Source organism: Lentzea sp. NPDC058436 (genome assembly GCF_042721515.1).
GTDB lineage: Bacteria > Actinomycetota > Actinomycetes > Mycobacteriales > Pseudonocardiaceae > Lentzea.
The window spans coordinates 43,450-64,861 of sequence record NZ_JBHXLF010000003.1 but is presented as its reverse complement, the minus strand read 5'-3'; the positions used below and the strand labels follow the sequence as shown (position 1 = coordinate 64,861).

Sequence of the window (21,412 nt, the reverse complement as noted above, 5' to 3'; positions counted from 1 at the left end):
GTCCTCACGGTAGTTGCGTGAACTGGACCTCGTGGAACTGGGTCACGAACCCCTCGCCCTCGGGGCTCGCCACCATGATCCCGGCCACGACCTCCACGTCGGGCGGGAAGTACGCCTTGCGCAGCAGGTTCGTGGGCTCGGAGCCGTCCGTCCCGTACCGCACCCACACCGCGTCACCCTTGCGTTCCGCGCTGACGGTGAACCGCTCGAACGGCTCGGTCAGCGCCAGGTTCCAGTCCGAGAAGCCGCGCGTCACGACCGTGCTGGCCTGCCGCTTCCCGTCGAACACCTCGACCCCGGCCTTGATCCAGTTCTCCTCGTCGACCAGCAGGCCGACACCGGCGTGGTCGTACTGCGCCGCGTACTCGCCGCTGAAGGTCGCCGTGATGGTGAAGTCGCCGGTGACGCTCATGCCGTAGAGGTGGCCGTTGTCGCGGACGAGGCCGTTGCCGGTGAGCCGCCAGAAGTCGCTGCCCGGATCGGCGCGCACGGTCAGCGGGGTGGGGGACCACTCGCGCGGTTCGTTGAGCCAGGTCCAACCGGTGACGTCCATGGAACTCATCCAAGCAAAGCGGCTCTTGCCGCGCTCAACGCTTGCGCGCGGTAGCCGCCGCCGAACAGCACGGCGTGCACGAGCAGCGGGAACAGCTGGTGCAACGGCACGCGCGCCTGCCAGCCGTCCGCGAGCGGCGCGACCTCCTGGTAGGCGCCGAGCACGTGGTCGAGGAACGGGCAGCCGAAGAGCCGGAGCATCGCGAGGTCGCTCTCGCGGTGCCCGCCGTGGGCCGCGGGGTCGATGAGCCACACCTGGCCGTCGGCGCCCCACAGCACGTTGCCGCTCCACAGGTCGCCGTGCAGCCGCGCGGGAGGTTCGGGCGGACCGGCGAGTTCGCCGATGCGCGCGCACACCTCGCTGACGTCGATGCCCGCTTCCCGCGCGTACGGCTCAATTCGTTGTGACGCGAACCACGACGGCCACTCGGGCGCCGGTTCGTTGCGCATCGGGGCCATGCCGATCGTGGCCTCGCGCGGACCGCCGGGCGGGGGAGCGCCGAACGCGTCGGCTCCGGCGAGGTGCAGGGCGGCCAGACGGCGTCCGAAGGTCACGGCCGCCTGAAGATTCGGCTCGCCGTGCGGGATCTCGTCGATCACCAGCTCGCCGCCGGCGGCACTGTGGACGAACGGGACCGGCGGGCCGCCGTCGACGCGCAGCCACCGCAGGCCCGCCGCCTCGGCGCTGGTGGCCCGCGGCGACTGGTGCTTGCGCCTCAGAGCTGCTCGCGGACCCACGCGATCAACCCCGGCATCGCCGCCTCCGTCATGACCAGCACCTCGGTGAACCCGGCATCGTCGCCGTAGTACGGGTCCGGCACGTCCGCGCCGTCGGCGTCCGGGTCGAACGAACGGAGCAGTCGCACGCGGTCCGGATCGGCCATCCGGCGCAACGCGCGGGCGTGGCCGGAGTCGAGCGCCACCAGCAGGTCGGCGTCCAGGTGGTCGGCGCCGACCTGTGCGGCCACGTGGTCGACGGGATATCCGTTGTCCGCCAAAGACTTCAACGCGCGTGGATCAGCGGGGTCGCCGACGTGCCATCCGCCCGTTCCGGCACTGGACACCCGGACCTGGTGGGACAATCCTTCCCGGGACAGCCATTCCCTGAACACGAGCGCTGCCACGGGGGACCGGCAGATGTTGCCGGTGCAGACGAACGAAACGTGCATGTGACGCAGCCTATGCGGTGCCGCCGCACGGTAACGCTCAACCGCTGTCGCAAGATGTATGGACAAACGACATGGAGGCCGCCCATGCAGACAGGTACCGACGTGCCCCCGCAACGGGAGATCATCGGGTGTACCGACGCCCTCGGGCGCCGTCGTGCGTTCGAGGTGTACCTCAACGAGAAGGGTCGCGTCTGCTTCCGCACCCCGCCCGGTGAGTCCGCACAGCTCGACGCGTTCCAGCTGGACGAGCTGATCAGCCACCTCACCGAGCTCCGCCGCTACATGCAGTGACGCGGTGCTCTGGGCCGGTCGCCTAGGATTCGCGCGATGACCAGCCCAGACCTGCGCCACCACGGTGACGTCGACGCCGCACCAGGCCTCGCCGACTTCGCCGTCAACGTGCGGGTGCCGCACCCGCCCGCTTGGCTGCGCGAACGGCTGGCCGCGGCGCTCGGCGAGCTCGGGCGTTACCCCTCGAAACTGGCTGAAGAGCGCGCCCGTGAGGCAGTCGCACGCCGTCACGGGCGCACGCCGGACGAGGTCCTCCTGCTCAACGGCGCCGCCGAGGGCTTCGCGTTGCTGCCGAAGCTCGCGCCGCGCCGTGCCGCGATCGTCCACCCCGGCTTCACCGAGCCGGAGGTGGCGTTCCGCGATGCCGGCATCCCGGTCGAGCACGTGCTGCTCGACGGGGACTTCCGGCTGCGCGACGTGCGGTCCGACGCCGATCTGATCGTCATCGGCAACCCCACGAACCCGACGTCCGTGCTGCACGAGGCCGCCGCTCTGAAGGCGTTGCCCGGCAGGCTGGTCGTCGACGAGGCGTTCATGGACGCCGTGCCCGGCGAGCCCGAGTCGCTCGCGCACGACCCGGACGTGCTGGTGCTGCGCAGTCTGACCAAGACCTGGGGCCTCGCCGGTCTGCGCGCCGGCTACCTCCTCGGCGACCCGGAGACGCTCGCACGACTCGCGCACGGCCGTCCGCATTGGCCGGTGGGCAGTCTCACGCTGGAGGCGATCACGGCGTGCTGCGAGCCGTTCGCACTGGAAGAGTCCGCGCGGTTCGCGCGAGAGGCCGAACGGCACGCCGCATACGCGTTGGAGCAGCTCCAAGACCTCGTCGTCGTTGCTCCGAACGGGCCGTTCCTGCTGATCAGGGCGCCTCGCGGTGCGCGGCAGGCGTTGCGGGACAAGGGGATCGCGGTCCGCCGCTGCGACACGTTCCCCGGACTGGACGACACGTACCTGCGGGTGGCGATCCGGCCGCCGGAGGAGTTCGCGGTGTTCGTCGACGCGCTGCGGGTAGTGATGGAGGAACTGGCTTGAAGCTCGCCGACGTGATCGCGGTGCTGGAGTCCGCGTATCCGCCGAAGACCGCCGAGTCGTGGGACGCGGTCGGCCTGGTCTGCGGTGATCCCGAGGAGGACGTCACCAGGGTCCTGGTCTGCGTCGACCCCACGTCGTCCACAGTGGACGAGGCGCTGGAGGTGGGCGCGCAGCTCCTGCTCGCGCACCACCCGCTGCTCCTGCGCGGTGTCAACGGTGTTCCCGCCGACGAACCCAAGGGTGCGTTGGTGCACAAGCTGATCCGCAGTGGCGCCGCCCTGTACTGCGCGCACACCAACGCCGACAGCGCGTTGCCCGGCGTCTCGGACGCCCTCGCGCAGGCCATCGGACTCACGGTCACCGGACCGCTCGAAGCCGGTCCGGAGGGCGACACCGGCATCGGCCGCATCGGTGAGCTCGCGGCCCCCGAACCGCTCAGCGCGTTCGCCCAGCGCGTGGCCGACGCGTTGCCCGTCACCGTGCAGGGCGTGCGGGCGGCGGGAGACCCGGACCGCCCGATCAGGCGGGTCGCGGTGTGCGGCGGCGCGGGCGACAGCTACCTGGCGACGGCGAAGCGGGCCGGCGTCGACGCCTACGTGACGGCCGACCTGAGGCACCACCCGGCCAGTGAGCACGTCGAGTCCGGCGGACCGGCGTTGGTGGACGTCGCGCACTGGGCCAGCGAGTGGCCGTGGTGCGAGCAGGCGGCGGAGATCCTGCGGTCCGCCTTCGGCGGTAGGGTCGACGTACTCGTCTCCACTCGCCGGACCGATCCGTGGACCGTCGGTGCGACGAGCACAGCAGCAGGAGGACTTGCGTGAAAGCCGATCCCGCAGTGCAGCGCAGGCTGCTCGACCTGGCCGAGGTCGACGCCGAACTGGCGCGTGTCACCCACCGTCGCCGCACGCTGCCCGAGATCGCGGAGATCACCGAGGTCGAACAGCAGGTGCGCGCCAAGCAGGACGCGCTGGTGGCCGTCGAGACGACGCTCACCGACCTCGACCGCGACGTGAAGCGCCAGGAGACCGAGATCGACCAGGTCCGCGCCCGCGGCGAGCGCGACCGCAAGCTGATGCAGTCGGGTTCGGTCGGCGCCAAGCAGCTCACCGACCTGGAACACGAGCTCGCCACCATCCAGCGCCGCCAGGGCGTCCTCGAAGACGACCTCCTGGAGCTGATGGAACGCCGCGAGGCCGTCGACGCCGACGTCTCCTACGCGCGAATCGAACTCGACAAGGCAGGCCAGAAGCTCGAAGACGCCAAGGGCCGCCGCGACACCGCCCTGGCCGACCTGGAGAGCATCGAGACCCGCCGCGCCGCAGACCGTTCGGTGATGGCCAAGGGCTTCCCGGACGACCTGCTGAAGCTCTACGACCGCCAGCGCGAGCAGCGGGGCATCGGCGCGGCGGTCTTCCAGTCGCGCAGCTGCGGCGCCTGCCGCATCGAACTCGACCGCGGCGCCGTGTCGAAGCTGAAGGAGGCGGCGGCGGACGAGGTCGTGCGCTGCGAGGAGTGCGGCGCGATCCTGGTCCGCATCGCGCAGCCGGGCCAGCAGTAACAGCGTCCGGGAGTTCCCGATAGTCCTGCTCGTGGGCGATTTCGAAGACCAGCTGCGCGAGCAGGTCCAGCGGTCCCGCCGGCAGGCCGGCCAGGAGCGGGACCAGATCGCCGACGTCCTGGCGGGCATGGCCGGGTACCGCGCGACCTGGACGGACCAGGCGCGAGCGTTCGTGAGGGTCGCCGCGGAGATCGGCATGAAGCCGCTCCAACACCGCACCGAGCGCGTGGTCAAGAAGCGGTTCGGCCGCACCACCACCGAGACGACCGTCCTGGAGTACCACCTGGTCGGGAACATCGGCATCACGCCGGCCGGTGAGCTGATCGACGGCAGGGACCGGCAGCCGCTCCTGCGGCCGCTCGACGAGCTGAAGTCCGCCCTGGTCACGACGCTGGTCTACCGCGACTACCCGGCCGCCAGGTCACCCCGGTCGGAGATGGTCGTCCGGCTGAGCCACGGGTGGGTCAAACACGGCGTCACCCCGGCCGGTGAGCTGCTCCTGGTCGGCGACAGCGACGGGTCCGACGACTACACGACCTTCGAGCACGAGCTGAAGAACAAGATCCGGGTCGCTCTGGGCAGGGCCTGGAACGAGTGAGGCGCCTCAGGCATTGGCCTCCAGCCACGGCACGATCGCCCGGATGAAACCGTCCGGACTGGTCATAGGCCGGCCGTTCATGGTGGCGACCAGGTGCCCGACGCCGAACAGCGCGTCCCACGTGCGCGCCCGCCGGTAGGTCTCGGCGGACACCGCACGACGCACGTTCTCCCAGCCGTGCCAAGCCATCTGGGCGGCGTCGACGGCGGGGTCGCCGGGCATGGCCAGGTCCCAGTCGAGGACGCCGAGCAGCTTCCCGTCCTCGGACCAGTGCACGTTGGACCCGCTCAGATCCCCGTGCACCAGCGCGTCGGGCACGGGCTCCAACGCCAGCGCGGCATCAAGACGCCGCAGCCCCTCGCCCTGCCACCGCGCAGGCAGCCGAGGCAGGATCTCCTCAGCGATGATCACTGACCACGACGGGCCTTGCGCCCGGTCGTCCAGGACGTCCATCAGCGACTTGGTGAGCGGTACGGACCGCACGGCTTCCAGCACCTCGGCGACCTGCGACGGATCGCCGGCCCCTTCTGGCAGGTGCGTGCCGCCGACCCACGACACGGCGACGGCGGCCCGTTCGCCGAACGTGGTCACGGGGCTGAGCGGCTCCGGCACCTGGAACGGCAGGCCCGCGGACGCCAGTCGCCGCAACACCTCCACGCGGCGGGGCATCGAGGCGGTGGTGAGCGGTCCCCTGGTGACCCGGACGGCGGCGATGCCGGGGATCAGCAGCACCTCGTGGATGTTGCCCTCTGTGGCTCGGACCGCGTTGTCCAGGCGGGTGCCGGGGAGGAGTGCGGAGGCGATCTCCAGCAGGTCCGGTGAGGGCTTGATCATGTCCAGAACGTACAACGCCGCTTGGCGCTATCCGCGGTGACCTCGCGCCGCCAACCGCGCGACGCGAGGTTCCGGTTGCACGGCTCAGCTCAGCCGACGACCCACTTCACCGCCCGAGAGCCCGCGGCTCCCACGACCACACCGTTGTTGTTGATGTCCAACGCGACGGCACTCGTGACACCGGCGGGGAACCCGAGTTCGAGCCGCGTGCCGCCCCTCTCCCAGAGGACCGGCACCTCCTTGCCCGTGACCAGGGTGGCGCCGACTGCGGTGCCGTTGTCGTTGATGCTCCTCGGAACGAACCCCTGCTCGTATTTGTTCAGCGAACCGTCGGCGTTCCACCGGACGCCCCACGACCGGAAGTCGTCGTCCACCGCGGAGCCGACCACCTCGCCGAGTTGGTTGACCGCCGCAGCCATCGTCGTGGAGTCCACCGCCAGTCCGCTGAGGACGGTCACGCTGCCGTCCGGGCTCCAGCGCACCGCCGTGGTCGCGATGGTGGGACCGGTGACGAACCCGGCCACGTACCCGTTCGCTGAGGCGCCCGTCAGGTGGGCCCAGGTCGCGTTCGCCGGCAGCGCCAGCGTCGTGACGACGCCAGCGGGGCTCCAGCTCACCGGGATCTGGCGGCGGGTCGCATCAGTGGCGACGCCGTACACGGTGCCGGAGTCGCTGATCGCCTGACCGATCGCGCTGGTGAAGCCTGCCGGCACGGGCAGCACGACGTGGGTGCCGTCCGGGTTGAACAGGAGGGCTCTGCTACCGGACTTGTCGGTAGCGGTGCCCACGGCGCTGCCGCTGCTGTTGATCGCGTCCGCGGTCGTGCCGGCACCGGCCGGACCGACCAGTTCGGTCGCGGCACCGTTGCCGTCGTAACTCACCCCGCGGCTCGGAAGACCGTTGCTGTGAGCACCTCCGACCGCGACACCCGCGTCGTTGACCGACGTGGCCACGTGCGAGGAGGCGGACGGCAACCCGCCCAGATCGGTGATCGTCGTGGCGGCGTGTGCCGGAGTCGTGACGACGGCGGCCGCCAGAAGTGCTGTGAACAAGGCAAAAGAAGCTCTTCGGCTCATCTCGTTCCCCCAGGAGCGTCGGTAGGCCAGCGCGCTGGAACCTAGCGAGGGGAGATCGTTGTTGACCAACGAGACGTCTGCAGATGAACAGTGCGATCGCGGTGGACGTCGGCGCGAAGGCCGACAAAGCAAAAGAGGCCGTCCATGAGACGACCTCTTCGCGTGTGGTTAACACTGGTGTCCGAGGAGCGACTTGCTCTCTATCCCTACACCTTCCCCTCGACCAGTGATGCGAGCAGAGCTCGCCCCAGTCGTCCCAGGAGTACCTCCGGCGGGACGGGTTGACAGGACAGGCCCCTAGACCGGTCATGAGCTGCGTAAACAGCTTGATCGACATGAACGGGACAGGAGCCCCAACCTGTCCCGTTCGTACATGTCCGGCACCTGCATCGACTTCTCGGGTGCCGACTGGCGCGGGACGGGCGGGGCGATCTCGGGTGATCAGCATGACGTCGTACCGCGACTCAGGGGTGACGGCGTGGTAGATCAAGGCGAACGTGACAACGCGCCCAGTTGTACCTTGTCTTTAACAAGTTGTAGTCACGGACTCGGCCGCTCTGACCGGGAAATCAAGCGCATCACAAAATTGTTGCTCGTGCCTGGGACGAACCGGGCTGGCCGCAGGCCGTTGTTCCCTTCGGGGCCGAGTTCAAGCACTGCGGATTCATGGAGAACCTCAGCCTCTCCGAGGATATATACATTGCTTCCAATTGTCAGCTCGCGAATTCCGGACGCTCGGAGCGATGCGGGCTCTTGGAAGGGGGAAATGTCAAAATCTGGCCCAACCGGATTTCCTTCTAGGCTGGTCCAGGTGCCGCGGACCTCAAGACCGCGTGCCAATCGCGCACACACGAGGATTTCGTCGACAGTGTCCTGGTCAAGCTCGGCAGGGTCGGGCACTAAGATCTGTCGATCTGCGACACCTTGAATTGCTACAAGGTCAGAGACAACCTTATAAGCCGACTTCCAAAGTGTAGGCTGAGAAAAAGAAGGGAAGGGTAGTATGCTGGTCTTCAAAGGAACGTAGCGATCGGAAATCTTTAGGGAAATTCCGTCTTCCAGATGGGCGAGGAAATGCAATGAGCTGAGTATCTCAGCTGCCACGCGGCCAACGATCGATGACCATTTAATATTCATTGAAGTAGTCTTGTTGGCAATATCAAAGCGCCACTCGATCGTAAATACTCGATTGAGATCAGTTACTTTGAGAGAGCGGTTAGGCTCCCTGGCTCCCCGGCTTGCGTACAAAGTCTCTAGCAGGTTCTCGGAAACTACGGTGCCATCGGCACGGAGTATTTCATACTTGAAGACCGTGGGTTTGCCGACCGGTGTGGGAGTGAACGATATCATCGCTGAAGGGAACTTGCCTCCAAGTCCTCCAGGGAAATCAACATCCACTGACGTTGCAGTCACTTCAGCAGGTGTGCCAAAACGTGCGAAAGCGTCAAGCTGCTCGCGTTCAGCATCGTTTGCTGGAGCGGCCCTAAATTTTACCTTGCATGGGCGAATGTGAACTGCGTCCTCGAACCGTGCGTACAAGTCAACGGCGATATAGGTCCGGTCAGAGAACTGCGCTGAATATGTCGCGACGATCCCGTCTCGTTCTACAAAATCTGGCTCGGTTGGTGAAGTTCGAAAGTGATACTCGTAGAAAGGGTCTTGATTGAGGTGCTTTTCAAGTTTTGCAAGGTGAGATGCGACGTCTGCGGGTGAGATGTCGACGCTGCTCTCGTTAGCTAGTCCCATGGACAGAGATTCACGCACAAGATCAATCAGATTATTTGCCGCATTTGTGAAGTGTTCAGCGCGATCGTTAAGATAGTAGTCAACTACTTCGGGATACTTCGAAACCAGGCCTTCTATGTGGGTTAGGCTATACCATTCAGCGTCAAATTCAAACTTCTGGCTGTAGTTGTCTAGCCAGCTATAGTCTGTCCCTGTAGGCAACAACGGGACAACGATGTAGCAGTGTGTGGCGATAAACTGGCCTGCCGCCGCTGTTTGCTGAAGTGCTGTTAGTGAGCCTCTTATTTGATCTTTCTGGCTGTCACTGATCTTCTCTGCGAAGCGCTTAATCTGATAGTTCGTTCCAATAGAACCGCCTGGCTGATTGGGCACAAAGACATCGATACCGCCGTCGCCAGGATTGGCCTTGACGTGTCTGCCGTGCGGATAATCCCGCAATAGCATCACAGCCAGCATTTCCTCGATATCGTCGCCTGACATGCGGGTCCACTCAATGCGGCTCAACCTGCACCTCTCGGGATATCGACACTGGTGATAGTTTATCGCTGAGACATGATGATCGTTACAACGGCCTTATGTAGTTGGAGCGACGAAGTTCAACCAATCGGGCATGACGCCTCTGAGTGGGAACCACGTGATTTTCCTCAAATCAATTGCTGGTTGCTGCAACTTGACGGCGAAGGTGGCTGGTAGAGCGTCAATAGGTCACTGCTGCCAATGGTGCAGGAACTCGGTAAGCGTGCTAGCGGCGCAACTCGTAGCGAAGACGCTGAGGAGCCCATTCAGTCGAGCTAACCCCCGCGAGCCGACTGGAGGGGTGTTCTCCGCCCTGCTCGAATAGTCGAACAAGTCCCATAGTTGCCGCTCCTTAGCGGCAACTATGTCCACTGTAAGCCTGCTCATGCCCCGATCGAGTGGCACTTTTGGACACTTGGGCTGATCGTGTAACGCACCGTCGCGGTGGTGCGATCCTCGTGGCATCGAAGCTGAGGGCCGTCAGCTCATCGAGTGGGACCGAGGTTGCGCATGGCTGGCAGAAGTGGGCTTTATCCGCCGATATTCCGCATCGACGTGGATTCTGCTCTGGCCTTCTTTGGTCAGGATGTGTCTATTGCGGAACTTCCTCAAAAGATCGTCGACTTGTACAATGCCAGCAAAGGCGTTGTCACCTATGTGGTCCAAGGAGATGTTGAGTTTGACGGCTGTCGGCTGGTCGTGTTCCGAAATGCTGTGAGTCAGCTCAGGCAAAGCTTCTGGGTTAGCTTCTATGAGTCGTCTGGAATTGCTATTTCGGATGCCTTGGAACGCTTCAATCACTTCGTTGGATTTGTGGTGGTCGACAGCGAGATTTTCGTGCACACTGGTGGTCACTCGGCTGTCGTGTTTGAAAGATTTGTAGATATTTCATTTCCGATCGAAATTGCTCGCAGGATAGCGGAGGCTGAGGTAAAGCGGGCACGCTCCAGTCAAATAGCTGGCGCGGCGCTGGTTAGTGATGTGAACTTTAGAGATCCGCGTCGCATCACTTACAGAGAGTCTCTGCAAAATGTTTGGACCGCCTTGGGTGGTCAGGTCCGCCCCGATGTACTCGCTCAACCAAGTTTGCGGAACGTGTTTGGAAATAAAGCAAAGATGCGGCTTGATGTTTCTAGCGCGATCAAGTTTGGACCCCGCGTCGAGTCCCTAGATAAGCTCATTGAGCTTATACGGTGGCTGGCCGATGTGGCTGAATCTCCGCTTCCGAGCGACGATGAGTGGGCCATCCTCGACTCAATAAGGGTGCTCAATCCTCGAAAGAGTAAGGATCTAATAACTCGGCTTAATCGGCAGCTTGCAGTTAAGCTTATAGTCGATCGAGATTTTTCGAATGTTGCGCTCATGAATGCGGATGCCTCGCTGTATGCGAATGCCGACCAATATACGGTGACCTCTGGGCAAAATGAAATCTATGAGGGGGAGTCGCGCCCGGAGATGTCGGATGTCTTGCGGGGAGTTTCCTTCGAGGCTGGCGTGCCTGAGTCGATGCTGAAGTCAATCATTATTCGGTCGCAGTGTATTGACTACGGTACTGAAGTCGGGACGGCCGGCACTTTGCTGGAACACATTCATGGTGAGATTCGATTCGAGAACCATACCTATTTCGTACTAGCGGGGCGATGGTATCGGGTTGACGCCAACTATATTGACCTTGTGACAAAGGACTTCGTTGAGGTTACTGAGGATCTTGACTTGTCGGCTGCCGAAGTCGGGTTGAAGCAATGGAGTGTGGCGAAGAAAGAGGGAGAGTACAACGACGATCTGCCGAATGGTGAGATAATCGTTAACGGGGATCGAGTTTTCACGGATAACGTCGAGCTGTTCGATACCCTAAACTATCGTGATGGTCGCACATACATTATCCATGTGAAGCGTGGATTCGATGTCAAGGTACGTGATGTCAGATCTCAAATAATCAACGCGGCGAATATCATCGAAAACGATCTGAGGCTGAGTGAGCCGATTCGCCTGCGTCGTCATCATGCAGCCCTTGTGCGCCGCGGACGTACGAGCTTGTCGGAGGCCGAATTTCTCGATCTCTTCGAGCATCCCCGCACGTACGTCCTCGCATACGGCACCGAGACCAAGGTGGATAAGTCGACCTTGGATCAGTTCGAGTCGATGGTGGCGCGTATGGAGATTGTCACGCTCAACGGTCAATTTCGGCAGATTGTAAGCGCGGGGCGCGACGCTGAGCTGCGTATCTCGTGGATTGAGATTGTTAGCTAGAAGTCAATTCGGCGCATCGTGGCTTTTTGGCGTCCCGTATCTTTGGGCGCGTGCATCCGCGAACCCGGTGCGCACTGTTCAATCGACACTCTTACTGGTGAGTTTCTTTATTATTTAGCGTCTTTGTGTTTCTGTGCTGCTTCGAATATTCGGGCTATGGTAGCGTCAGTGGAAAGAAGATTTGACATAAGTCGGGTGAAGCTTTCTGTGTATGGCAGCACCTCATCGACGTGCTCTAGCCATATTTCGTTGTGTAAAGTGTCTAGGTATACAACGTCATCGAATTCTTCTTCGCGAAACGAAAAGATGGTGAAAGATGGAATTCCGGCAAAAGTGCCGATGTCCGCTGCGAGCTGTACGCGGACACCCGGCAGCGCTGCAAGGGCCGCGAGCTTCAGTAGTTGATCGGCTGCGACGAGGTGGCCACCTACTGGCCGGCGTAGTACCGCCTCTCCGATAACAAGGTCTACGCACAGCGACGGGCCGTCGTGGATGTGGCTCATTACCTGGCTACGGTCGGCGTCGCTGTAGTAGCGACGGTCTTGGTGCGATGACGGGCTGACGCGGGCTCTACGCAGCGCCGCCTCGTACTCCGGGGATCTGACGACTGGTGGCAGTAGGTCCATAGCAATCACGCGTTCGTAGCTTGCCTCGGACTCTAGTTCGGCGTAGGTCCATGCCACGCAAGCCGCAGTTTCCCCACCCAGCAATTCGAACTGCCTTGAAGCATGGGCTCGCTGTGCGCCCAGTAGCACCGGTCGTCGCTCGCGGTCAGAGACCCCATAAACGAGAGCCAGGGCGAGTACGTCATAATCTGGGATCGGTCGAAGCCCGTTTTGCAACATGGAAGTCTTGGCCGTTGACCAGCCGACGTTCTTGGTCACTTCGGACAAGCTCATCCCGCTGTCTGCGCGCCACCTGGCTAGCGCGCGACCGACGGCGCGGTTCTGAAGACTGGACTTGAAGTTCTTAGGCATATGAGTCCTTCGTCTCGGCGTACAGGCTGGCGATCAACTCCAAGGATTCTGCATCGCTCAAACTGGCTTCTTCGAGAGCGCTGATGACCTTCTCGTACCCCTTGATTGCGTCCTGCGACTCGATGAAGAGGCTGGAGTTCTCGGCTTCCACCCATACCAAGGGCTCGTACTGGTCGAAGGTCAGCCGAGTGAAGGGGCCTGCCAGTCCAGCGTGTGCGCCCCGCGACGACGGGAGGACCTTGATCGTGACGTTGGGCAGGTTGGCCATCCGTACGAGGTGCATCATCTGCTTGGAGTGAGCCTCGAAGCCGCCGATCTTCCGATGCAGGGCCGACTCATCGATGTAGAAGGTGCGGTTTACCCCGTACTTGATCAGCTCTTGCAGCGCCAATTGCGCCTGCACGCGCTCCTGTAGCTCCTCCCGTGGTGCGGTTGCTGATGCGTGCTGCACCTCAAGGACGTACTCGGCTTCCCGTAGGAAGACCGGGATGAGGTGCGTGTGCCAGCTCGTCACCGTCTTGGCCAGTTTCAGGTGTTCGACGAGCGTCCGAAGCCAGACGGGCGCGTACACGCCGTGCTGCTGCCACCAGCCGCGGATGTGCGTATCCGAGTGCAACGACATCAGGTGCGCCAGTTCAGCCGCCCTGACTCGGCAGACTCCAAGGAACGTCGCTACTTCGAGCTGGCTTACTCCGCCCTTGCCGTTCGTCATGTCGGAGACCTTCGACGGGTCCCACTCGCAGATTGCGGCGGCATCGCGTGAGGTCAGGCCAGCCTCTGTCAAGGCCGCTCGTATGCCGGCGCCGAACTCGCGGCCCCGCGCGGTGGAGATCCTCTTCGGCACGTTGAGAGTCCTTTCAGGGTCTCGACCTGGATGAGTTGACTGCCTTGTTGCCGCGGTGGGCAGCGTTGGCAGCGATCCATGTCAAACTGAAATCAACGTCTCATCAGCATTTCGTCAGCAGAACGACTTGGCGGCGACTTGTGGGCGACATGTGACTTGGGAGGTGCTCGGCGTGCGGGCGTTCCGGACGGTGCTGGAGCAGAAGATTCGCGAGCGGCGGCAGACGCTTCAGGAGTTCGTTGACTTCGCTGAGGTGTTCGCGCGCGAGAACAACGAGCCGGGCATGATCGGCGTGCGCCACCTCCAGCGGCTCATCGCTGGTCGCAAGCCTTCTGGTGAGCCGATCGGTCCGAGCGTTCAAGCGTCGACCGCGCGGCTGCTGGAGCGGATCTTTGAGCTTCGGATCGACGAGTTGTTGGCGGCTCCGGAACTACCCGAGATTGCCGAGCGGCACGGGCCGGAGTGGGGGAGCGCTGCGTTGACTGCTGCGCTCGACTGGCTTGATGAGCAGGCGGGTTGGAAGCCGGGAACGAGCCGTGCAGAGGTGAGGGCGAGGCTTGCCGGCCTGGACCTCGGGCAGTTGTTGGACAGGGGAGCGCTGCGGGCGAGGGTGGGGAGAACCGCGCTGACCCGTGCACTCGTGGACTACTACGGCGACCGCGGCGTTTATCGGGCTAGTTGTGGGGACGTCGAGGTGACGGCGAGCGTCGTGACTTGTGCGGAATGGCTTGACCTAGCGTGCCCGCTGGACGGTGTTCACGATGGCCTGGCTCTCGCTCGGGAGACTGGTGATCGAGTCCTACTGGACGACATCGAAGCCTCGGCGGCCATGTCTCGGCTTGCTGAGGCGGTCGCTCTTGGCGTGCGCTTCAGGAATCTTCCGCTCTACCGCCTGACGAGCATCGACTTTGGCCCGCAGGGAGTCCGCGGAAGCGTTGGCGTGGTGCCGTTCGTCGAGTACGCGCTGACTTCTGATCTGCTTGAACAAGAGCTGACAGATGCGGTCGCAGCCGGCGGCTTTGAGACGCGAACTCCGTTGCGGGACAGGAATTTGCGAAGCCTTGAAGCTGTGTACGACCTGAGCCGACGCACGTGTGCAGGCGGCGTTCTCGCCTTGTGTGCGATTGCGCGGCCGCAGGATCAAGGCCGCAGTAGGCCTGACTATGCGCTGCTCGTGCAGGAGAGGTCCGGCAAGGTGCTGAACGCGGCTGGACGGCTTGCGGTGATCCCGAAGGGGTTTCACCAGCCCCTCACGGACTACCGCGCAGACGCGGCTGTCGGGGCGACGCTCCGGCGTGAATTGGAAGAGGAGCTGTTCGGTCGGCAGGACGTTGATGCGACCGCCGACGATGCTCGCTCGGCTGCGCCGATGCACCCCGGTCGATGGTCTGAGCCGATGAGGTGGTTGGGCGCGGAACCGGGCCGGTTGCGGATGGAGTGCACCGGCTTCGGGCTGAACCTGGTGAGCGGGAACTACGAGTTCGCGAGTCTCGTCGTGATCGACGACGAGGAGTTCTGGCACCGGTTCGGCGGGCAGATCGAGGCGAACTGGGAGACGTCCGGACTCCGGCTGTACTCCAGCCTCGACGGCGAACTCATGAGCGAGCTGATCAGGGACGAGGCCTGGAGCAACGAGGGGCTGTTCGCGTTGCTCCAGGGACTACGTCGGCTACGCGAGATCGGCGGCGACCGTGTGGACTTCCCGCCGATCGAGTGGCGGCTTAGCGACTGATCACGTCTGAGACGGCCAGCGGACCGTCATGACCACCGAGTCCTCAATGGCTTCCCACGAGTGGTCGATGCCGGGACCCCACATCACGTAGTCGCCCTGACGGGACAACACGGCGGGACCTTCGGTCAGGTCGACGCGGAAGTGCCCTTTTACCAACAGAACCAGGGTCGTGCGCTGGTCGTCTGACGTCCACTCGACACGCTTGTCACCGGCGGGGTGAGTGAACCACTTCACCTCGACGTCCTTCGACGACCGCACGCCCTCGGACGGGTCGATGAAGTGCCCGACCAACCAGCCGCGCGTTGCGGCTCCATCCTCAGCAGCGTTGCCCTGTTGCCAGTTGGGGGTCACCGTATCTCCCATTCGATCGTTGGCACGTTCACGCGGCCCCCGCCGATCTCCTTGAGACGGCGAAGTCCCTGCAAGAGCGCGAACAGGCCCTCATTGCTCCACGCTACGTCGGCGGCGAGCTCCTCCAGGAGCTCGGGGTCCGAGCTGGAGTATTGGCGAAGGTTCGCCGTCTCCCAGTTCGCCTCGATCTGCCCGCCGTACCGCTGCCAGAACTCCTCATCGTCAACGACGATCAGTAGCGGGAACTCGAAGTTCCCGCTCACCAGGTTCAACCCGAAGCCCGTGCACTCCATCCGCAGACGGCCCGGCTCGTCGAGGAGCCAGCGCATCGGCTCGGAGAGGCGGCTTGGGTGCATCGGGTCTGCGCTGCGCTGATCGCCGACGGTGTTGTCGATGTCGTGGCGGCCGAACAGCTCTTCTTCCATCTCGCGGCGCATCGTCGCGCCCACCTGGGCGTCGCCGCGGAAGTCGGTCAGCGGCTGGTGGAAGCCCTTCGGGATCACGGCAAGCCGGCGCGCGGCGTTGATCACGTGACCTGAGCGTTCCTGCACCAGGAGAACGTAGTCCGCTGGGCCGCGGAACGGGTCCGCTGGTCGAGCGAACGCGCACAGGGCGAGGGTGCCGCCGGCCGTGAGTCGCCCGCCTACGTCGAGGACGGCATTGAGGTCCGGCAGGTAGCGGTCGCGGAGCGGCAGGTGAACCGCGCGAGTGCCGAGGGCGAGTGCGTCGACGAGTTCACCCTCCAGGAGATCCATCGTGACGACGTACTCGACGAACGAGGCGATCCCGACCGTGCCGCCGATCGACTCTCTTCTCATGTCGGCGCTCAGCAGCCGGTAGAGAGGCATGTTCGTGAACCGCACACCGAGGGCGAGTGACTCGGCGAGCCGTTGGACGGCCTGGTCGAAAGCTTCGGTGTCGAGGGACGCGGGTGCGTCGCCTGCCGCGCGGACGAGGCTGAGCCGGTCATGGCTGGCGATGGTCGGGCAGTCCAGGTCCAACCAGTCGGCACGCGTGAGGACGCTCGTGTTGGCCTCCACATCGCCGAACCGCGCGGCATACCGGCCATAGCCGTCCGCACCGCGACCGTAGTAGTCGGCGAGGGCTTCGGCGACGAGGTGCTGATCGATTCGACCGCGCTTGCTTCCCCTGTCCTGCAACGACTTGACGTCAACGAGGGAGAGTCGAGAGGCGACCGCGCGGCGAGCGGTTCCGGGCTCGCGCTCCGCGTGTTTGTCGAGCCAGTCGAGTGCGGCGACCACGTTCGGGTCGGCGGCCAGCCGCTGTTCGGCATCGTTCGCGGCGTTCACCGGGACGGTCGTCGCTGGCTTGGTGTCGTCGCGCAGCTCGGCGAAGCGCGCCTGGACCTCCGCGGGTGCTCGATCGAGCGCGGCGTCGAGGATCTGCTGAATCTCCGACTTGGGTCGTGAGCTGGGCTTTTGGTGCCAGTAGCCGACGGTCCGCGGGTGGATGCCGAGGTGTTCGGCGAACCCCTCCTGGCTGAGCCGTAGCGCGTCCTGCAACGCGCACGCATCGGCACCGGTCCATCCGCTGGTCAACGTCATCTCGTCGCTACCCCCGAAGCGCGATTTGCAGGGAACCTGCGGTGGAGTTGTGGTGGTTTTGCATAGGTCTTGCATGGGTTCCAGCGCGGTTTCGCAGTGGAATTAGAGCTATGGAAAACAGCAGCTTCACCAGGAGAAACAGCCACCTACCGACGATCGCGAACGTGCTTCGCGACATCTGCGAGCTGGGTCATTACCGACGCCACATCGGTTTTGAGGGCTTCGAGTCGATCGGTGATGTCTTCGAGGCGCTCTTCGACGCGGTCGATTCTCGTCCACAGGGTGTCGGCGAGGTCCACCACCGGATCGCCGACCTCGGGCGGCCTGCGGTCGTGCAGCACGGCTTCCAGGTGCTGAGGGTGCCAACCCAGTGCGGTGGACAGGGATTCGAGGGTCCGCGGGCTGCGTCGGCGCTCCACGAGGTTGTGCTGAAGCTCGCGGACGATCGCAAGCGATACGTGCGACCGCTCGGCGAGTTCCTTCTGTCGCATTCCCAGCTCTTCTACTCGCTGGTTGATCGCCTTGGCGACCGCCGCCCAATCCTCCGACACGTATTCCTCCGCGCTCCGCCTCAGCGCTGAGATTAGTCACTCTTTCGCACGCTGCGGTGTGACACGGCGATTCACACGCCGTTTGTACCCCGCCATGTCTTCGGCGGTGTTGATATCAATCGCCTTAGAACTGAAATCATCATTCTCTTGAAAGGGCTAATCCTCATGAGTACTTCTCTGTCTTCCTCCGCTCACACCATCCGTGAGACCGCGTGGGTCCTCGGCGTCGACCGGGCTGAGGTCTGCCGCGCCATCCGTCTCGGCAAGCTGCGCACGGAGCGTCGGCGCGGTCAGCTCGTGGTCCCGGTGGCCGCACTCCTGCCCCTGCTTGCCAACGCGGGTCCGGAGGTGCTCCGTGACTGACGACCGACTGATCGGCATCGCTTGGTCGCTGGACCGGCTTCGATGGGTTCCGACTGACCAGCTCTCCGAAGTCGTCGAACGCGACGGCCTGTGCATGTGGGCGTTCACGAACGAGCCACCCGATGCCGGCGACGAACTGACTGATCGTGAACTCGCTGCGCGCACGTGCTCCGGTTGCCCGGTACGGGACGAGTGCCTGGAACTGGAGCTGCGCACTGCCGGCGAGAACACCGTTGGCGTGTGGGGCGCGCTCGCCGCCGATGACCGCCGGGAGCTGTACCCGCATTGGCTCCGACGCGGTGACCGTGCCGAGAGGGGGCCGCGTTCATGAACGCACTCACCCTCACTCCCACTCAGGTCATGGCTGGAGTCGGCGCGCTTCTGGTCCTGGTGCTCGTGTGGCGGATGGCGTCCCGACGGGCAAAGGCTGCGGCGAACGCGGCGCGAACGGGTGCGCGGTTCGTCTCGCTCGCTGGTCGGGTCGTCTTCAACGCCGCGCTGATCGTCGTGGCTCAGTGGATCGTGATCACGCAAGGGGGCAGTGGATGGCTGCTCGTCGCGGTGCTGGCCGTTCCCGCCCTGTTCGCGTCGTACACGCTGACCAAGTCCTTGACGGTGACGGCGTACGAACCACGTCGTGAGCGCGGTAGTCGGCGATGAGCGAGCCGATCGAACGCGTCGCGGTGCAGGTTGACCGGTTGTGCTGGACCGGCATCCTGCTCGGGCTGGCGTTCACGATGACCAACGTTCAGCAGTTCGCGGCGGCCGGTGCGCCGGTGTGGTCGCTGGCCTGGTCCGCCGCGTGGCTACTCGACCCGATGGTGTCGTTGGTACTTCTGGCGATTCTTCGAGCCGAGCAGGTCACCGCGCGGCACGGCGTCCGCATGGGCGGTTGGGTCCGGACGGCGAAGTGGTTCACGCTCGGCGCGACGTACGTCATGAACACCTGGAGCGCGTACGCGGCAGGTTCGGCTGCGCTGGTGGTGTTGCACTCGGTACCCCCGCTCGTCGTGTTCGTTGCGGCAGAAGCCGTGACGGATCTACGGGACAAGCTCGGTTCTGCGGTTGCCGTGTCGGTTGTGGAGCCGACTTCCCTGCAGAGCAACGTCCAACAGCCAGCGAAGCGACCCGGTCAACGGACGTCGTTCGCCGACTATTTGGCGGTTGCTCGGGCTGCTCGGACTCCTGATGTCGTAGTCACGCCCGCATGGGTTCGCGAGGTCACCGAGTGCTCGCGCGGCCTGTCGTCACGGCTTGCCGCCGCACTTCGGGCAGAGGTGCAGTCGTGAGCGGCGAGGTGGTCCCAGCGGGACCTGTGCTCGACGGGGAACTCGTGGAGGACCAGGCCGACGTGGTCACTTCGCCGCAGAAGCATCGCTTTGCGGACTGGTGGCAGCGGTCGCGGATCGTGCCAACCGCGTTGAAGTCGCGGGAAGCGCTGAAGTACGCGGTGAAAGATGCCGGCGTGCGGCTGGCGATGTCGCCGTGGCGCTTCCTGCGGGCCGCCGTTCGCGGGCTGGTGGTCGCCGTACGTGGCTGGCGACGATGGGTGCGGGTTCACGACTACCGCACGGCCGCTGAGCAGTCGGAGAAGCTGGCCGACAAGTTCGCCGAGATCCGCGGCTTAACGCTGTTCCGTTGGAAAGTCACGGGCGCTCTGCTGGCTACAACCGTTGTCGCGGTTGGGGTTCTGGACCTCGTCTACGGCCACCGAGTGCTGTGGATCGCGGGTGTTGCTGGCTCAGCGGCACTGGCGATCCTCGGTAGGCAGAAGGACGGCAACCCTGGACGGAAGGCCGTACTTGCGGGTCCGCGCTCCCTGGCGTGGACGATGGACCCACAGATCCTGGTGGACGCATTCCGGGACGCGAAGCTGATCGGCAAGGACGAGAGTCTCCGGCTGGTTGAGCGAGCGAAGCACCAGGGCGGGGGATGGGCGGTCACGGTTGATCTGCCGGCGACTCGCAAGGCAGCCGACATCGTCAAGCACCGTGAAGATCTGGCGTCTGCCCTGGCGGTGGACGAGGTCCAGTTGAGCGTGGAGCGTGTTCGCGGGAACGGTGGACACGCTGGCCGTGTTGCGATGTGGGTTGCTGACGAGGACCCGTACGCGAAGCCGCCGATTCGGACGCCGTTGCTGGCTGTCGAGCGATGGGATGCGTGGCGGCCAGTGCCGTTCGGCACAGATGCGCGCGGCAGGCGGATCACGTTGCCTCTGGTGTGGACGTCACTCCTAATCGGTGCCCTGCCGCGGCAGGGGAAGACGATGGCCGAACGGCTGGCGGCCGCGGGGCTGATCTTGGACCCGCACGTCAGGCTGTACGTCGCCGACTTCAAGAACGGCAAGGACTGGAAAGCTGCGGAGCAGGTGGCGCACCGGTTCATGGCGGGCGATGACGCCGAACACGTGTTGGCGTTCGTGGACTGGCTCGTCGAACTGGTGGCCGATGTTCAGAGCCGCTACAGGCGGATGCAGGACCTTGACGACGTCCGGTGTCCTGAGTCCAAGGTGACACCGGAGATGTCGCGTGATCAGTCCCTCGGAATGCCAATCACGGCGCTACTGGTGGACGAGGTCCACATTGCACTAGAGGACCGCACTCCTGTTGAGGTGCAGGGGAAGAAGCTCACAGCGGGGGAGTACGTCGGCGAGCTGTTGACGTGGCTCGCGAAGAAGGCACCGGCCGCTGGCATCATCCTCGTCCTGGCAACGCAGCGACCGGACAGCAAGACCATCCCAACGAAGCTGCGCGCTGTGCTCGGTTCGCGCTTTGCCTTGCGAGTCATGGACTTCCGTGACAGCAACATCATCCTCGGCGAGCAGATGAACACCCGCGGATACGACAGCAGTCGCCTGCTCCCCTCTCATCGAGGCGTGGGCATCCTGCGGCCGGACGGTGAGACCCAAGCGGGGGCCGACGTGCTCGCGTTGACGGTGCGGACCTACTACATGCCGAACGAGGACTGGCGGGAGATCTGTCAGCGTGGGCGTGCACTGCGGGAGAGCGAAGGGACCCTGAGTGGGCACGCGGCCGGGAACGACCTGCCGCTGATGGTGGACGGCGCGGCCGTGAAGGCGATCGAGGCCGGCGCGGCGGCGAACCTGGCCGACGTCGATCTACCCGAGCCGCTGGCATCGGTGGTCGACTACCTCGGCGATGAGCTGAACGAACGGGACTTCGTTCCGACCGCTGAACTCGTCGAGGTGCTGGAGGTCGAGCCAACGACGTTCAGCGCGGACATGGGTGAGTACGGGTGCCGGCCGACACGGCAGTACGTCACCACGGATGAGGGCACACGGCGTGTTCGCGGTTACCTGACGGCTGATCTTCGAGCGGCAGTGGATCTGGTTGCGAAGAATGCTGAAATCAGCAGGTCGGCGGACCTGGAAGCCGGCTCGGCATGAG

The 21,412-nt window shown here is 64.3% G+C and carries 23 protein-coding genes; 12 read left to right on the top strand and 11 right to left on the bottom strand.

Features of this window, described 5'->3' with window-relative positions; translation table 11 throughout:
• Positions 1–4 precede the first annotated feature (4 nt).
• The 3 genes from ACFWN2_RS14000 to ACFWN2_RS13990 are packed head-to-tail and all read right to left on the bottom strand — an operon-like array spanning position 5 to position 1,721.
• The gene (locus ACFWN2_RS14000) at positions 5–553 is read right to left on the bottom strand and encodes a DUF1349 domain-containing protein (protein WP_382427551.1); all 549 of its coding nucleotides are present in this window, start codon (positions 551–553) and stop codon (positions 5–7) included.
• A gap of 5 nt (positions 554–558) precedes the next feature.
• Positions 559–1,290, bottom strand: coding sequence for a fructosamine kinase family protein (locus ACFWN2_RS13995; RefSeq protein ID WP_382427550.1), 732 nt, complete (start codon positions 1,288–1,290; stop codon positions 559–561).
• Positions 1,269–1,721, bottom strand: coding sequence for a low molecular weight protein-tyrosine-phosphatase (locus tag ACFWN2_RS13990; protein WP_382427549.1), 453 nt, complete (start codon positions 1,719–1,721; stop codon positions 1,269–1,271). Before ACFWN2_RS13990 ends, ACFWN2_RS13995 begins: the two co-directional genes overlap by 22 nt.
• Before the next feature lie 84 nt (positions 1,722–1,805).
• On the opposite strand from ACFWN2_RS13990, the gene ACFWN2_RS13985 reads away from it, so the two are divergent.
• From ACFWN2_RS13985 to ACFWN2_RS13965, 5 genes are read left to right on the top strand one after another with little or no spacing between them, the layout of a single operon-like run.
• Positions 1,806–2,012 (top strand): hypothetical protein, encoded by a 207-nt coding sequence (locus ACFWN2_RS13985; protein ID WP_030472678.1) that lies wholly within the window; start codon positions 1,806–1,808, stop codon positions 2,010–2,012.
• Positions 2,013–2,048: 36 nt separating this feature from the next.
• On the top strand, positions 2,049–3,044 hold the full coding sequence (gene cobC / locus ACFWN2_RS13980) for an Rv2231c family pyridoxal phosphate-dependent protein CobC (RefSeq protein ID WP_382427547.1): 996 nt from the start codon (positions 2,049–2,051) through the stop codon (positions 3,042–3,044).
• Positions 3,041–3,865, top strand: coding sequence for a Nif3-like dinuclear metal center hexameric protein (locus ACFWN2_RS13975; protein ID WP_382427546.1), 825 nt, complete (start codon positions 3,041–3,043; stop codon positions 3,863–3,865). Before cobC ends, ACFWN2_RS13975 begins: the two co-directional genes overlap by 4 nt.
• The gene (locus ACFWN2_RS13970) at positions 3,862–4,602 is read left to right on the top strand and encodes a zinc ribbon domain-containing protein (RefSeq protein WP_382427544.1); all 741 of its coding nucleotides are present in this window, start codon (positions 3,862–3,864) and stop codon (positions 4,600–4,602) included. Before ACFWN2_RS13975 ends, ACFWN2_RS13970 begins: the two co-directional genes overlap by 4 nt.
• Before the next feature lie 31 nt (positions 4,603–4,633).
• Positions 4,634–5,200 carry a hypothetical protein gene (locus ACFWN2_RS13965; protein WP_382427543.1) on the top strand — a complete coding sequence of 189 codons (567 nt, stop codon included), beginning with the start codon at positions 4,634–4,636 and terminating at the stop codon, positions 5,198–5,200.
• Between the two features lie 6 nt (positions 5,201–5,206).
• Here ACFWN2_RS13965 and ACFWN2_RS13960 read toward each other — a convergent pair whose 3' ends face one another.
• The 3 genes from ACFWN2_RS13960 to ACFWN2_RS13950 all read right to left on the bottom strand — a co-directional run bounded on the left by ACFWN2_RS13960 (position 5,207) and on the right by ACFWN2_RS13950 (position 9,360).
• Positions 5,207–6,034: an aminoglycoside phosphotransferase family protein gene (locus tag ACFWN2_RS13960; protein ID WP_382427541.1), complete on the bottom strand. Its 828-nt coding sequence runs from the start codon at positions 6,032–6,034 to the stop codon at positions 5,207–5,209.
• 89 nt (positions 6,035–6,123) lie between these two features.
• Positions 6,124–7,086, bottom strand: a complete 963-nt coding sequence (locus ACFWN2_RS13955) for a hypothetical protein (protein WP_382427539.1) — start codon at positions 7,084–7,086, stop codon at positions 6,124–6,126.
• Between the two features lie 564 nt (positions 7,087–7,650).
• Positions 7,651–9,360 (bottom strand): hypothetical protein, encoded by a 1,710-nt coding sequence (locus ACFWN2_RS13950; protein ID WP_382427537.1) that lies wholly within the window; start codon positions 9,358–9,360, stop codon positions 7,651–7,653.
• A gap of 522 nt (positions 9,361–9,882) precedes the next feature.
• Here ACFWN2_RS13950 and ACFWN2_RS13945 point away from each other — a divergent pair.
• Entirely contained in the window at positions 9,883–11,622 is a 1,740-nt protein-coding gene (locus ACFWN2_RS13945) for a DUF6119 family protein (protein WP_382427535.1), read from the top strand.
• 110 nt (positions 11,623–11,732) lie between these two features.
• Here ACFWN2_RS13945 and ACFWN2_RS13940 read toward each other — a convergent pair whose 3' ends face one another.
• Positions 11,733–12,599 carry a Scr1 family TA system antitoxin-like transcriptional regulator gene (locus ACFWN2_RS13940; protein WP_382427533.1) on the bottom strand — a complete coding sequence of 289 codons (867 nt, stop codon included), beginning with the start codon at positions 12,597–12,599 and terminating at the stop codon, positions 11,733–11,735.
• Positions 12,592–13,443 carry a Scr1 family TA system antitoxin-like transcriptional regulator gene (locus tag ACFWN2_RS13935; protein ID WP_382427531.1) on the bottom strand — a complete coding sequence of 284 codons (852 nt, stop codon included), beginning with the start codon at positions 13,441–13,443 and terminating at the stop codon, positions 12,592–12,594. The genes ACFWN2_RS13940 and ACFWN2_RS13935 overlap by 8 nt, the downstream gene beginning before the upstream one ends.
• 172 nt (positions 13,444–13,615) lie before the next feature.
• Here ACFWN2_RS13935 and ACFWN2_RS13930 point away from each other — a divergent pair, with 172 nt between their 5' ends.
• On the top strand, positions 13,616–15,175 hold the full coding sequence (locus ACFWN2_RS13930; RefSeq protein ID WP_382427530.1) for a transcriptional regulator: 1,560 nt from the start codon (positions 13,616–13,618) through the stop codon (positions 15,173–15,175).
• Here the strand turns inward: ACFWN2_RS13930 and ACFWN2_RS13925 are convergent, their stop codons facing one another.
• From ACFWN2_RS13925 to ACFWN2_RS13915, 3 genes are all read right to left on the bottom strand, one after another.
• Positions 15,176–15,526: a signal peptidase I gene (locus ACFWN2_RS13925; protein WP_382427529.1), complete on the bottom strand. Its 351-nt coding sequence runs from the start codon at positions 15,524–15,526 to the stop codon at positions 15,176–15,178.
• Complete coding sequence (locus tag ACFWN2_RS13920) at positions 15,523–16,836, bottom strand: transcriptional regulator (RefSeq protein ID WP_382427527.1); 1,314 nt, start codon at positions 16,834–16,836, stop codon at positions 15,523–15,525. Before ACFWN2_RS13920 ends, ACFWN2_RS13925 begins: the two co-directional genes overlap by 4 nt.
• A 401-nt stretch (positions 16,837–17,237) precedes the next feature.
• A complete protein-coding gene (locus ACFWN2_RS13915; protein ID WP_382427525.1) occupies positions 17,238–17,642 on the bottom strand; it encodes a helix-turn-helix domain-containing protein in 405 nt (134 codons plus the stop codon).
• Between the two features lie 165 nt (positions 17,643–17,807).
• On the opposite strand from ACFWN2_RS13915, the gene ACFWN2_RS13910 reads away from it, so the two are divergent.
• The 5 genes from ACFWN2_RS13910 to ACFWN2_RS13890 are packed head-to-tail and all read left to right on the top strand — an operon-like array spanning position 17,808 to position 21,411.
• The gene (locus ACFWN2_RS13910) at positions 17,808–18,005 is read left to right on the top strand and encodes a helix-turn-helix domain-containing protein (RefSeq protein ID WP_382427523.1); all 198 of its coding nucleotides are present in this window, start codon (positions 17,808–17,810) and stop codon (positions 18,003–18,005) included.
• The gene (locus ACFWN2_RS13905; RefSeq protein ID WP_382427521.1) at positions 17,998–18,336 is read left to right on the top strand and encodes a WhiB family transcriptional regulator; all 339 of its coding nucleotides are present in this window, start codon (positions 17,998–18,000) and stop codon (positions 18,334–18,336) included. The genes ACFWN2_RS13910 and ACFWN2_RS13905 overlap by 8 nt, the downstream gene beginning before the upstream one ends.
• The gene (locus tag ACFWN2_RS13900; protein ID WP_382427520.1) at positions 18,333–18,665 is read left to right on the top strand and encodes a hypothetical protein; all 333 of its coding nucleotides are present in this window, start codon (positions 18,333–18,335) and stop codon (positions 18,663–18,665) included. The genes ACFWN2_RS13905 and ACFWN2_RS13900 overlap by 4 nt, the downstream gene beginning before the upstream one ends.
• Complete coding sequence (locus ACFWN2_RS13895) at positions 18,662–19,294, top strand: hypothetical protein (RefSeq protein WP_382427519.1); 633 nt, start codon at positions 18,662–18,664, stop codon at positions 19,292–19,294. Before ACFWN2_RS13900 ends, ACFWN2_RS13895 begins: the two co-directional genes overlap by 4 nt.
• On the top strand, positions 19,213–21,411 hold the full coding sequence (locus ACFWN2_RS13890; protein WP_382427517.1) for an FtsK/SpoIIIE domain-containing protein: 2,199 nt from the start codon (positions 19,213–19,215) through the stop codon (positions 21,409–21,411). The genes ACFWN2_RS13895 and ACFWN2_RS13890 overlap by 82 nt, the downstream gene beginning before the upstream one ends.
• Position 21,412 lies beyond the last annotated feature (1 nt).